Consider the following 12,237-nt stretch of genomic DNA (forward strand, 5'->3'; position numbering starts at 1 on the left):
TTGTAGACTCATAGGTAACCAAAACCTATCTTTCTCCTTTCGTAGCGCAACTTTTCGTTTCTTGCTAGAATTCCTAAGAAAATTTTAACCTATGGTGGAAGTTCTATGATCATCGTAACTGGTGGCGCTGGCATGATCGGCAGCAATATTGTTAAAGCACTAAACGAAGCTGGTATTAACGATATCTTGGTTGTCGACAACCTGAAAAATGGCAAGAAGTTTAAGAACTTGGTTGATCTTGATATCACTGATTACATGGATCGCGATGACTTCCTCACGCAAGTGATGGCGGGTGATGACTTCGGCCCTATCGAAGCAGTTTTCCACGAAGGCGCTTGCTCTGCAACGACAGAATGGGATGGCAAATACATGATGCTAAACAATTATGAGTACTCTAAAGAGCTACTGCATTACTGCTTAGATCGTGAAATTCCATTCCTTTACGCCTCTTCTGCTGCCACTTACGGCGATACAGATACGTTTGTTGAAGAACGTGAGTACGAAGGTGCACTAAACGTATACGGTTACTCAAAACAACAGTTTGATAATTACGTTCGTCGCCTATGGCAAGATGCTGAAGAGCATGGTGATAAACTGTCTCAGATCACGGGCTTCCGTTACTTCAACGTCTATGGTCCACGCGAAGATCACAAAGGAAGCATGGCTTCGGTAGCATTTCATCTAAACAACCAACTCAATGCAGGTGAAAACCCTAAGCTTTTTGAAGGTAGCGGTCATTTTAAACGAGACTTCGTCTACGTTGGTGATGTTTGTAAAGTAAACCTTTGGTTCTTAGAAAACGGCGTATCTGGCATCTTTAACTGTGGTACTGGCCGCGCTGAATCTTTCAATGAAATTGCCAAAGCAGTCATCACACACCACGCAAAAGGCGAAATGGAGAACATTCCATTTCCAGAGCATCTAAAAGGCGCTTATCAAGAGTTCACCCAAGCCGATCTTACCAAGCTACGCGCTGCTGGCTGTGATGTTGAGTTCAAAACAGTTGCCGAAGGTGTTGCGGAATATTTAGCAATTCAAAATCGTTAGCAACTCCGCGTCACTCTCTCAAAGTCTATACCCAAGTTACCGCAGGGTTTTATTGGGTATAGTTGCATAAAAACTCGTATCTAAAAATGAGAGCGCATTGCATGCCCCCTCTCCAGTATGTAAGTGACTTATGACTAAGACTATTCGCACCATCGCAATGTTACCTTTTTTATTTACCTTCACTGCGATGTTTTGGTATTCCGATGCAACAAAAGATATCGTTATAATTACTCTACCTTCGATTGCGGTGTATCAATTCCTGTTTTACCGAGAAAATAATCATCTATCTCTTTGTTGGGACTGGCTCAGTAAAGCCTTAGTTATAATATCCATTTACTATGTCTTTAGTAAAACTTACCATGGCTTTAGCTCAAGCTCTTTAAGAATCGTGCTTTCCTTTACTCTATGCTCTCTTTTTCTTCCAAGGCCAAAATTATCAAGAAATATGCTGGCATGCTTTGTTGCGTTATCTGCTACATCAGCTTGCATCTACTATGTAGTGCTTGGCAGTGAAAATATCTGGTACTTGAATCGTATAAACTTTGCCACCTACACCGCTGCGATTGCAGTACTTAGCCTTTATTTGATAACACAAAAAAAACAGCACTTGATGTTCATCGGTATTGCCTCTTTTATACTGGTAAGTTTTCCATTCATTGGCGCTTCCTCTCGTGGGCCACTGCTTGCTTTTGCTATTACAGTTGGTGTCTTGCTCTTACAAACTCTCTTTGAGAAAAAACACATGAACGCCATACTCATTGTGATTCTCAGTATTGGCGTTCTGACTCCGCAAATATTTTCTAACTCTTTTCTGAGCCATAAGTTAAATCAAGTCAGTGAATACAACGAGAGTGCCTCAAATAAAGACTACAGCATCCACTCTCGACTTGAGCTCTGGAAGGCTGGTTTATCTATTATCCCATCAGCTCCATTACTGGGACACGGCTATGAGGATAAGCCTTTACTGGAGGAGCGGTTCGAAAATCATGGGGGGCTAGATTTAACCGTCCTATACCACTACCATAATCAAGTTATCTCAACTTGGGTACGTGATGGCTTGATTGGGGTGATAATTGTAATGGTTTTTTTATTAACACCGGTTGTTTATTACCTTCGACATTCTTTACCCCATACAGATGCAATGCTACTGGTGTGTTGTATATATGCTATCTCTGGTTTAACCGATATTCCTTTGAGTAATGCCAGTACTTTAAGCTTCTATTTATGTTGCTTTATTTTATATTTTTCAAAAGAGCGTTGTAATGAAAATCTTTGTCTTGAGCCTGAAACGATCAACCGAACGTAGAGAGCGTATAGAAGCGGCATTAAGTGCGGCTAATATTGATTTTGAGTTCTTTGATGCAATAACCCCCCAGGAATTGTCTCATGAACAAAGAAGTAGATTAAACCCAGCAAAAACACGCTATTTAAAAGGCTATGAGCTAACAGAAGGTGAAATTGCATGTTTTTTTAGCCATATGGCGATATGGCAATGGAGCGTCCAGCACAAACAAGATGTATTAGTGTTGGAAGACAACGTTGATATACACCAACAGTTTGCCTCTTTTGTTACCGATTTAAGCAAAGCTCGACCTCCATTAATGAAATCAAGAACACTTATAAAACTAGCGGCCTCTAAAAAAGGAGTTCCCTTTAAAAAAGCAAGCTGCCTCAACGACACTTTCGCTTTAGGCACCTACGTTCGACCAACAACAGGAGCAATGGGATACCTCATAAGCACAACGGCAGCACAAAGTCTTATAGAGCATGCAAAAGAAATACTAGCCCCTGTGGATGACTACATGGAAAAAGTATGGATTCATAAAGTTAACATCGTTAGTGTTTATCCCGATGTGGTTTCTCGAGCGGCAATCCCATCCACAATAGGCCGTATAAGGAAAAATAAAATCACATTAACATTGGCTGATAAAATGCTTATCGAAGCATTCCGTTTTTATGAACAAATGAGACGAAAGGTCTACACGTTGATAAATCGCTAAACGATATGGCTAAGTCACGGCAATTATAGGCTCATACGCAGTGAGTCGGGTAACCCAATAATGATAAGCTAACAATCCGATTCAAGATAAAATCAAAGCTCTCAGGACAGTGAATGAACGTACCGCGCTTACACCGAAAACGTCTATATAATTAACGAATAAGGCAGACAAAGCCCGTTCATGACTGCAAATAATATAGGTTACAAATACCCAAATGACTTCTGAACGTAATGACTTCGATCCCAAAGCATATAACCCTGAATTTAAGCGCCACTTTCTGTCGCCTAAATATTGGGGAACGTGGCTAGGTGTTATCTTATTCTTACCTCTGGCGTTAATGCCACTGAGCGTACAAAAGTGGTTAGCGAAAACCATCGCAAAAAAACTGTCTAAGTCTCACAAGGGCCCCGCTCATCGAGCGCGTGTTAACTTTGAACTGTGCTTTCCGGAAAAGCCTTTTCAAGAACGCGAAGCTTTGATTGAAAAAACACTCTATACCGCAGCCGTGTTCTTTTTCCGCTTTGGACTATTAAGTTTACGCTCCCCAAAATGGCTTCAACAGCGTTGCCACATCCGCGGCTTGGACATTTTACGCCAGCACATTGATAACAATGAGAACGTAATTTTGATGGTGCCGCACTCCTGGGCAATTGATGTTCCTGCCATTTTATTTACCGCTATGGGCATTCCAATTTCTGCTATGGCAAAAAAACAAAAGAATGAGGTTGCGGATTGGCTGATGCACAAACAGAGAGTGCAACATGGTGGTCGAGTATACGAACGCTCTGGCGGCATCAAACCTTTTTTGAAATCAATTCGTGATGGTTATGTGGGTTATTACCTGCCAGACCAAGACCATGGCCCTAAACATAGTGTGTTTGTCGACTTTTTTGCCACACGTAAAGCAACACTGCCTGGGCTAGGAAAAATAGCGAAACTATCTCACGCAAAAGTGCTGCCACTATTTACTTCCACTAATACGGAAGACGGCACGTTCGATATCGAGATTTTGCCGGCTTTTGACCTGGGTAAAAGTGAAGAACAAGACGCACGTACCTGTAACGAAGCGATTGAATACTTTGTAGGCCAAAAACCAGAACAATACATGTGGGTACTGCAACTATTGTACTCACAAGAAGACGGTAACAATTATTACAATATCTTTAAGCCAAGATATAAGACTGACTGGCAAATAAAAAAATGAAAAAGATTTTAATCATAGGCCCTGCTTGGGTCGGCGATATGGTGATGTCGCAATCATTATATATCGTGTTAAAACAACGCCATCCTGATAGCCAAATCGATGTGATCGCACCGAGATGGTGTAAACCGATCCTTGAACGCATGCCAGAGATCCACCAAGCGATTGAAATGTCTATCGGTCATGGTGAATTTAATCTATTAGGCCGCAGAGAGATAGGTAAGTCTCTGCGTGAAAAGCAATACGACCAAGCCTACATCCTACCTAAATCAGCGAAATCGGCATTGATCCCATGGTTTGCCAACGTCCCTCTGCGTACAGGATGGAAGGGAGAGATGCGTTATGGTTTGTTAAATGATTTACGACCTAATATGAAGTCTTTTCAATACATGGTCGAACGTTATGTTGCGTTGGCTTACCCCAAAGAAAAGATGATAGACTCCACCTCCCTAGGCGGACTCGAAACCTTACCTCGCCCACGCCTTGCGATCAACGAAGCCGAACAGCAAGCAACCATGCATAAGTTCAACTTAGAGCAAAACAGACCGATTATTGGTTTATGCCCGGGCGCAGAGTTTGGTCCAGCGAAAAAGTGGCCAGAAACGCACTATGCTGAAGTCGCAACACAAATGACTAAAACAGGGCATCAAGTATGGTTATTTGGTTCACAGAAAGATCTCGAAACCTGCAACAGTATTCGTTCGTTGGTACCACAGCAGTTGCAAACTCAAATTCATGTCCTAGCGGGGCAAACTAGTCTGATTGAAGCCGTTGACCTGCTTGCCGCATGTAAGACTGTCGTTGCAAATGACTCAGGCTTGATGCATGTGGCTGCCGCTGTTGGCTGTAATGTGGTTGCAGTATACGGGTCTACGTCACCTAAATACACACCACCGCTAGCGGAACAAATAGAGATAGTTCATACCGATATTGAGTGCCGTCCTTGCTTTCAGCGCGAATGCCAATACAAACATCTTAAGTGCTTGACGGAGCTCTCACCTCAACAAGTGTTAGATAGCATTCAAAAACTTGACGCGATTACTGTCATCCCATGTTAGTGCGTATTGTTTATACCTTTTTACTCGCTCTAGCGTCGCCACTACTTTTGTTTGGCTTGTATAAGAGCAAACCAAACAAGCCCAAATTTGGTACACGCTGGAAAGAGCACTTTGGTATCACACCTAAGCTAAAAAGCCACGACAAACCTATTTGGATACATGCTGTTTCGGTGGGTGAAAGTATTGCTGCAACACCTTTAATTAAAGCTCTTAAGGAACAAAGTCCTGAACAGCCTATTTTGGTGACAACCACGACAAGTACCGGAGCAGAACAAATTGCGAAGCTGGGGGAGATCGTCGAACACCGCTATATGCCGATCGACTTTGGGTTCGCGATCAACGGTTTCCTTAAAGTAGTACAGCCAAAGCAAATGCTGATCATTGAAACTGAGTTATGGCCAAACACGCTCAATATTGTTCATAAAGCAGGCATCCCCATTACCGTCGTAAATGCGCGATTGTCTGAAAAGTCATGCCAAAACTACGCTAAAGTGCAGTGGTTGTTTAACCAGCTTCACCCATGCTTAACCCAAGTACTCTGTCAGAGTAAATCTGATGCACAGCGCTTCGCGTGTTTAGGGGTTAACAAAGATAAACTAGCCGTGACTGGTTCAATTAAGTTCGACATACAGGTTTCTGAGCAAGTAAAGCAACAAGGCATAGAACTTCGCGCTCAGCTTGGCAATGATCGCCCAGTTTGGATTGCAGCCAGTACCCACAAAGGCGAAGATGAACAAGTATTAGAAGCGCATAAACAAATCTTAAAGTCTCATCCAAACGCTTTACTTATTTTGGTTCCTCGTCATCCGGAACGATTTGATGATGTCTTTGCACTTTGCCAACAGCAAGGCTTTGAGACTGTGCGCCGCACATCGACATTGGCGATAGAAAGCAACACACAAGTCTACCTTGGTGATACCATGGGTGAAATGCTGACTTTAATTGGCGCTGCTGATGTCTGCTTTATGGGAGGGAGTTTGCTTGGCGACAAAGTAGGCGGACACAATGTTTTAGAGCCTGCGGCGTTAGGTGTTCCTATTATTACAGGGCCAAGTTATTATAATTTTACACAAATAGTAGATACGCTGGCGGCAGATGAATCTATTCTTATTACAGATAATCTTGCCCACAGCTTGCATCAACTATTTACAAACTCAGCTACTCGCAACATGATGCGTCACCGCGCGCTGGCATTTATTTCTGCTAATCAAGGGGCACTAGCCACAACATTGAAGATGACAATCTAATAAATGATGAATCTCTTTTTAGTTACTTCACCCCTTCAATATCTTTGCGCTTTAGAGGCCAAGACCCATTTTCAGTGCGAGCAATCCATACTGGTTCTTATCAGCCAAAAAAGTGAACATGGACTGGCACAGCAAAACGCTCTCTTTCAGCCGAACGAATGGCAGCACATCATTCAAATTGAGCGTGGCAACCGCAGCTTTTCGATCCCTAGCGTCATCAAAAAAGTTAAGCGTATTATTGGCAACTCACCGCTCTCTTGTTTTTTTTACGCGGAATATAATGCTTGGTGGACCAAATTACTGATACGCAACTTACCCATTGAAAAAGAGTGTTATTTTGATGATGGCACCCTAACTTTATTAGAATACTCTGAGTATATAACATCGAAAAAGTCGTTTTATCGCCCTCGTTTGTTGCAAGACTTCCTAGTTCGCAGCCAGAGATGTCAACCTGTTGGTCGCTTACCACAATCAGATAACTTACACCTTTTCACCTTTTTTGAGCTTCCACCTTCGCACGTAAAGATCCACAAAAACAACTTTTCAAGGTTAAAGCAGACCTATGGGTGCGCTGATTTATATTCGCCTAATGCGCCCATTGGATTTATTGGGCAAGGCGCGGTAGGCGATAAACGACAAAAAACCACAGAGCAATATTTACACGAACTTGAGCAGCTATCTGAACATCTACAACAGAAAATATTATATTTCCCCCACCGAACAGAAAAACAAGAAGTCACAGCCGCATTAAAAAAAGCGGACTATATCACCTACTACCGTAATGAGTATCCGCTTGAAATAGAGCTTATCGATAAGCACATTCAGCTATCTGCACTAGTCGGTATGTTTTCGACTGTGATGTTCACGGCACGTACTCTCTATCCAAAAATGCCGATCTATTCGCTTTCTAGCACTCATCCAAATAAAACATTCCAGAAGCGGCTAGAAGAGCAGATGCAAACAATTAATGTTCAGCCTTTAGAACACTTAATTTCGACATAAAAAATTCGGCCAGTTCGAAATCAAATTGAGTATCAATATCCAATGAATATTGATTAGGCATAATGTAAGCAAATGAATGCTCGGTGTAGCGAATTTCACCTTTTTGTCTCAGAGTTTTGACGTCAAAAATATATACGGCACCATTAATACGGTAAAAGTCACCTAAATCTTGCGATCGCTGCAAGGCGTCAGGCCGGATGAAGCTTCCCATTGAGCCATTACACGGAAGTGTATTCGACCACAAAGGAGGATGCTCACAAGGAGTTAGTGATACTACTGACTCAGCGTCTTTTTGATGAAATAGACTTAGAGCTTCATCAATGTGCTGCGCGGTACGCAATGGGGAGGTCGGCTGTAAAAGCACTACAATGTCAGCATCAGCGGCAAACTTATCTAACGTGTAAAGCATTACACTAGCCGTTGTAGCGGTGTCGTTCGCTAACTCAACAGGGCGAAGTTCGGGCACATTCGCGCCAAACTGTAATGCGATATCCGCTATTTCTTGGTCGTCGGTGCTCACGATCACCTTATCGATGTACGAGCAGTTCTGCGCCGCTTCAATAGACCACCCGACCAAAGGCTTCCCATTAAGCGGCAATGTGTTTTTTCGAGGTAAGCGCTTACTACCACCTCGGGCAGGAATTAACGCGATAACTTTCTTGCCATGAATCATTACAGCACCCCTAATGTATGAATGTCTGCTTGGGCACGATTAAAGTCATCCATTCTACCGATATCCAACCAATACTCATGAATCGGGAACATTCGTACATTGTCGCGTTCATTCATGTGTTGCTCGAGTAAAGTAGGCATGTCGATACGATGATTTTTAGGCACCGACTTAATCACGCGTGATGAGACGACATAAATTCCCGCGTTCACAAAAAAACGTTGAATTGGCTTTTCTACCATTGAGGTAATTTTATTTCCCTCACCATTAATCACACCATAAGGAACTTGATAATCGTACTCTCGCACACACATGGTCGCATCGGCCTGCTGCTCCGCATGAAAAGTGAGTAAACGCTGAAAGTCGATTTTAGTCAGCACATCTCCGTTCATCATGATCAACGGCAAATCAACCGGTAAATCATTAGGCAGCAGGCCTAAAGCCCCTCCCGTACCCAGTGGCTCTTCCTCATGCACGTATTGAATGCGTACCCCCAGCTCGCTACCGTCGCCAAAATGTGCACGAATTTGCTCTGGCATGTAGTGGGTAGAAATATAAAAGTTCTCAAAACCGGCCTTGATGAAACTGCGAACTACCGTCTCTAAAATAGGTTTATTGCCAATTTTAAGCATGGGTTTGGGACAGCTATCCGTCAAAGGTCGCAGACGAGTCCCAAATCCACCCGCCATGATAAACACTGGATTTTGATATTTGGGTTTGTGCAGCGCGCCATGCAGTGTTTCTAACCCGACAACTTTTCCCTGAGCATCGACCAATGGTATCGATAAGATGCTCTTCGCTTCCATCAGTTTAATCAGCGTTTCGCGGTCGGTATTCACGGCAGCCGTGGTCGGTGAGGTATTCATCACCTTAGCCACTGACTCTGTCAGTTCTAGGTTATTCAATAATCCACGGCGAATGTCGCCGTCGGTCACCACACCTAACAGCTGCTTTTCTTGGTTAACCACCAAAGCGACACGCAATGCTTCAGTGTTAATGATTTGCAGTGCATCGCGTAAAGTACCTTGAACAGTAAGCAGCACATTTGTCCAACAACGACTCATGAGTATCCTATTTTCTAATTTGTATGTCGTTTGGTAATAGTTGAGCGACTGGAATAACAAACGGTATTAGCGGTTAAATGTTTTGTGACCACGGCACCTGCGCCAACTAACGCATGCTCCGCAAGGTGAACATCTTGTATCACCGTCGCTCCGGCACCAATAAAGACATGATCTTCTGTTTGTACCTGACCACATAACGTGGCTCTCGGAGCGATATGGTTATATTCACCAATCATACAGTCATGCTCTACCAGTGCCCCCGTATTAATGATGCTATGACTACCAATCATGGCGCCAGCCTGAACGATGGCATGAGTAAGAATTTGTGCACCTGCTTCAATTGTTGCAAAGGGTGACACCGACGCAGCAGGTGCGATGACGGTTTCAAACTGATACCCATGAGTTAAAAAATACTCATTAAGCCGGCATCTCAGCTTAGAGTGTGGAAGAGCGCCAATACCATTAATCAGTTTCACCTCATCACTAGGAAAGGACAAGATCGCATCATCCTGATACCAATGGCTCAAGCCATCGAACGCTGCGCGCGCAGTGAGCTCGTCTGGACTGACGACCCCCAATATTGCTCGCTGTTGGGAGCGAAGTATATCGACTAATACACTAGCATGCCCGCCACCGCCAATCACAATCAGAGGTTTCAAATCACTCAAAGATCAGCTCTCCTGATTGATAGCTGCGACTGGCCGCCTGCCCTTGTAGTTGCCAAAAACAATAAGGCGACATACCACTTCCCGGGCGTTTAATGGTCAAGTTTTCATCCGTAAACACTTCCCCTTCCTGAATGCATTTGGCCGCGACGAGACTTTTACGCGCAATGGGACGGTTTTTTACTTCTGACAGTGTCGGACTTTTTAACGAGTGACCGAGTGCAGATTCGACTTGGCGAATGGCCGATACCATGGCCGTCAACTCTTGAGGCTCTAGGGATGCTTTATGATCCGGACCCGGCATGTTTTTATCCAAAGTGAAATGTTTCTCGATTAGTACGGCTCCGCGAGCAACCGCCGCAATGGGAATAGTAATGCCTTCACTGTGATCGGAGTAGCCTGCTGGCAGCTCAAACGCATTCGCTAGGGTATCCATCGCCTTGAGGTTTATCTCGTCCATTGGAGCTGGATATTCCGTCGTACAATGCAATAATGTTACTTTTTCTTTTAACGCCTGTTGGCCAACTTCAGAGGCATAAGCTTGTTGAAATGCAAGCTCACTTGGCGTGGCATTGTTATCGACAGTATAACCAAAAGCGATAACCCCCAACACCGCTTCTACTTCCGATAGTGTCGCCATTCCAGTAGAGACAATCAGGTCGCAACCTGTGCGTGCATGCTCTAACACAAGAGGTGCATTCGTGATCTCGCCGGAAGGTATTTTTAATCGGCTTAGATTCAAATCGTTAACCAGGAAATCCAAACTCTCCGAGTCAAAAGCCGTGGATAAAAACTCAATCCCCAGCGACTGACAATGTGCAACTAATTGATTTTGAACCTCATAAGAGAGTTCCAACCGGCTTAACATCGCCAGTTGCGACTCTTGCTTTTGCGTATTCACGACTTGATAGTCAGCCTGCTGCGCCTGCTCCGTCACTAAGTTTTTCGCTTTGAATGTCTGAAACTTAACGATGTCCGCTCCCGCTTGATGCGCGGTATCGACCAATTCAAAAGCTAACTTTTCATCGCCGTTATGATTCACTCCGGCTTCCGCGATTATTAACGTCATGGACTCTCTTTCTAAAGTTGCTTTGCTCTGCAAGAAGATTATAAATGTTCACATTTGAGGTCATAAAAGATTTTGCTTGGCTCAAATTGTAAAGACTTGATCATCTCTATAATTTGACCACTGGCGTCACCTTGACCGTACGGATTCATTACCACTTCATTGTCTAACTTATATTGTCTAGAAACTGCCTTCTTTAGCGCTAAAGAAATACTTGCCACCGTAGGCTCAGCATCTATGACACTTTTAGCAGCTAAACGACCTTTCTGTCTCACGCCTATATTAACTGTTGGGACATCAAAAGATGGCACTTCTATGATGCCACTAGATGAATTACCAACGACAGCCGAAGCATTTTTTATTGCACTAAGGTAACGAACCTGCCCAAGAGATGGAGTAGCTAAAATACGTTGCGGGTTAGCTTGAGCATACTGTTCCAAAATCGGGATAATACGTCGTCCACCATCATCTGCATTCGGATAAGTTAGGATGACTTGATGATCAGGGTACTCATCTAAAGCGTCTAAGAGTGCCTGAAAACTTGCTTCATGCAGCTCATCACCCAAGGTTACAGGATGATAGGTCACTACAAAAAATGGTTGAGTCAGGTTAAAGTCTAACGACTTAGCAAGCTCATCTACACTCATAAACGTTGCGCGTTTGAGATGATCTAAACCAATCGCACCTACATTTTTTACTCGGGCTGGCATTTCCCCCAATTGAATAACACGCTGTCTGTAATCCTCTGTAGATGTCGCATGCAAATAGCTTAGCTTGGTAATCGCATGGCGTATTGCATCATCGTAAGCACCTTCGGTAATTTCTCCACCGTGTAAATGCAAAATTGGGATACGCAGTATCATTGCTGTCTGAGCCGCGGCGAGCGCTTCAAATCGGTCACCTAAAATAACCAATACATCCGGCTTTAAACGCGCGAGTGCATCAGTAAACCCAAGCACTCCCAGCCCCATGCTCTTCGCGGTGCCGACAGCAGAGTCTGACGAGAGCAAGATCTCGATTTTTTCATCAATGACAAAGCCATCTTGCTCGATCTGCTGGTAGGTTTCGCCAAATTCAGGCGACAAATGCATCCCCGAGACTAACAGTTGCAGTTGCAACTCAGGATCGTTTTGTATGTCTTTTAAAAGCCAAAAGAGCAGACCATACTCGGCTCTTGTTCCAGTAAAAACGCCAACTTTCTTTTTCTGTTGTGTCAT

Annotated in this window: 12 protein-coding genes; 7 read left to right on the plus strand and 5 right to left on the minus strand. The window is 43.7% G+C overall.

All coding sequences use genetic code 11. The features are described from left to right. The first annotated feature begins 105 nt into the window (after nucleotides 1-105). The 7 genes from rfaD (at nucleotide 106) to ATG66_RS18940 (ending at nucleotide 7,555) form a co-directional block, all read left to right on the plus strand. Nucleotides 106-1,047 carry an ADP-glyceromanno-heptose 6-epimerase gene (rfaD, locus tag ATG66_RS18910; protein ID WP_098416748.1) on the plus strand — a complete coding sequence of 314 codons (942 nt, stop codon included), beginning with the start codon at nucleotides 106-108 and terminating at the stop codon, nucleotides 1,045-1,047. 130 nt (nucleotides 1,048-1,177) lie between these two features. Then, nucleotides 1,178-2,353 (plus strand): O-antigen ligase family protein, encoded by a 1,176-nt coding sequence (locus ATG66_RS18915; protein ID WP_098416749.1) that lies wholly within the window; start codon nucleotides 1,178-1,180, stop codon nucleotides 2,351-2,353. Next, nucleotides 2,310-3,047 carry a glycosyltransferase family 25 protein gene (locus ATG66_RS18920; protein ID WP_098416750.1) on the plus strand — a complete coding sequence of 246 codons (738 nt, stop codon included), beginning with the start codon at nucleotides 2,310-2,312 and terminating at the stop codon, nucleotides 3,045-3,047. The genes ATG66_RS18915 and ATG66_RS18920 overlap by 44 nt, the downstream gene beginning before the upstream one ends. A 214-nt stretch (nucleotides 3,048-3,261) precedes the next feature. After that, the gene (gene lpxM / locus ATG66_RS18925; RefSeq protein WP_098416751.1) at nucleotides 3,262-4,251 is read left to right on the plus strand and encodes a lauroyl-Kdo(2)-lipid IV(A) myristoyltransferase; all 990 of its coding nucleotides are present in this window, start codon (nucleotides 3,262-3,264) and stop codon (nucleotides 4,249-4,251) included. Continuing rightward, nucleotides 4,248-5,306, plus strand: coding sequence for a lipopolysaccharide heptosyltransferase II (waaF, locus tag ATG66_RS18930; protein WP_098416752.1), 1,059 nt, complete (start codon nucleotides 4,248-4,250; stop codon nucleotides 5,304-5,306). The genes lpxM and waaF overlap by 4 nt, the downstream gene beginning before the upstream one ends. Beyond that, complete coding sequence (waaA, locus tag ATG66_RS18935; RefSeq protein ID WP_098416753.1) at nucleotides 5,300-6,553, plus strand: lipid IV(A) 3-deoxy-D-manno-octulosonic acid transferase; 1,254 nt, start codon at nucleotides 5,300-5,302, stop codon at nucleotides 6,551-6,553. The genes waaF and waaA overlap by 7 nt, the downstream gene beginning before the upstream one ends. A gap of 3 nt (nucleotides 6,554-6,556) precedes the next feature. Then, complete coding sequence (locus tag ATG66_RS18940; RefSeq protein WP_257145774.1) at nucleotides 6,557-7,555, plus strand: glycosyltransferase 52 family protein; 999 nt, start codon at nucleotides 6,557-6,559, stop codon at nucleotides 7,553-7,555. Here ATG66_RS18940 and ATG66_RS18945 read toward each other — a convergent pair. The 5 genes from ATG66_RS18945 to neuC are packed head-to-tail and all read right to left on the minus strand — an operon-like array spanning nucleotide 7,518 to nucleotide 12,237. Continuing rightward, nucleotides 7,518-8,228 carry an acylneuraminate cytidylyltransferase family protein gene (locus tag ATG66_RS18945; protein ID WP_098416754.1) on the minus strand — a complete coding sequence of 237 codons (711 nt, stop codon included), beginning with the start codon at nucleotides 8,226-8,228 and terminating at the stop codon, nucleotides 7,518-7,520. The two genes, ATG66_RS18940 and ATG66_RS18945, sit on opposite strands and share 38 nt — an antisense overlap. Next, the gene (locus ATG66_RS18950; RefSeq protein ID WP_098416755.1) at nucleotides 8,228-9,289 is read right to left on the minus strand and encodes a nucleotidyltransferase family protein; all 1,062 of its coding nucleotides are present in this window, start codon (nucleotides 9,287-9,289) and stop codon (nucleotides 8,228-8,230) included. The genes ATG66_RS18945 and ATG66_RS18950 overlap by 1 nt, the downstream gene beginning before the upstream one ends. 14 nt (nucleotides 9,290-9,303) lie before the next feature. Further along, nucleotides 9,304-9,957, minus strand: coding sequence for an acetyltransferase (locus tag ATG66_RS18955; RefSeq protein WP_098416756.1), 654 nt, complete (start codon nucleotides 9,955-9,957; stop codon nucleotides 9,304-9,306). Continuing rightward, nucleotides 9,950-11,023, minus strand: coding sequence for an N-acetylneuraminate synthase (gene neuB, locus ATG66_RS18960; protein ID WP_098416757.1), 1,074 nt, complete (start codon nucleotides 11,021-11,023; stop codon nucleotides 9,950-9,952). The genes ATG66_RS18955 and neuB overlap by 8 nt, the downstream gene beginning before the upstream one ends. 38 nt (nucleotides 11,024-11,061) lie before the next feature. Then, nucleotides 11,062-12,237, minus strand: coding sequence for a UDP-N-acetylglucosamine 2-epimerase (gene neuC / locus ATG66_RS18965; RefSeq protein ID WP_098416758.1), 1,176 nt, complete (start codon nucleotides 12,235-12,237; stop codon nucleotides 11,062-11,064).

Source organism: Vibrio sp. ES.051, assembly GCF_002563795.1.
GTDB lineage: Bacteria > Pseudomonadota > Gammaproteobacteria > Enterobacterales > Vibrionaceae > Vibrio.

Bases quoted from the DNA above. Each gene is read 5' to 3' on its own strand.
- rfaD (WP_098416748.1), top strand. From the start codon at position 106: ATGATCATCGTAACTGGTGGCGCTGGCATGATCGGCAGCAATATTGTT.
- ATG66_RS18915 (WP_098416749.1), top strand. From the start codon at position 1,178: ATGACTAAGACTATTCGCACCATCGCAATGTTACCTTTTTTATTTACC.
- ATG66_RS18920 (WP_098416750.1), top strand. From the start codon at position 2,310: ATGAAAATCTTTGTCTTGAGCCTGAAACGATCAACCGAACGTAGAGAG.
- lpxM (WP_098416751.1), top strand. From the start codon at position 3,262: ATGACTTCTGAACGTAATGACTTCGATCCCAAAGCATATAACCCTGAA.
- waaF (WP_098416752.1), top strand. From the start codon at position 4,248: ATGAAAAAGATTTTAATCATAGGCCCTGCTTGGGTCGGCGATATGGTG.
- waaA (WP_098416753.1), top strand. From the start codon at position 5,300: ATGTTAGTGCGTATTGTTTATACCTTTTTACTCGCTCTAGCGTCGCCA.
- ATG66_RS18940 (WP_257145774.1), top strand. From the start codon at position 6,557: ATGATGAATCTCTTTTTAGTTACTTCACCCCTTCAATATCTTTGCGCT.
- ATG66_RS18945 (WP_098416754.1), bottom strand. From the start codon at position 8,228: ATGATTCATGGCAAGAAAGTTATCGCGTTAATTCCTGCCCGAGGTGGT.
- ATG66_RS18950 (WP_098416755.1), bottom strand. From the start codon at position 9,289: ATGAGTCGTTGTTGGACAAATGTGCTGCTTACTGTTCAAGGTACTTTA.
- neuB (WP_098416757.1), bottom strand. From the start codon at position 11,023: ATGACGTTAATAATCGCGGAAGCCGGAGTGAATCATAACGGCGATGAA.
- neuC (WP_098416758.1), bottom strand. From the start codon at position 12,237: ATGACACAACAGAAAAAGAAAGTTGGCGTTTTTACTGGAACAAGAGCC.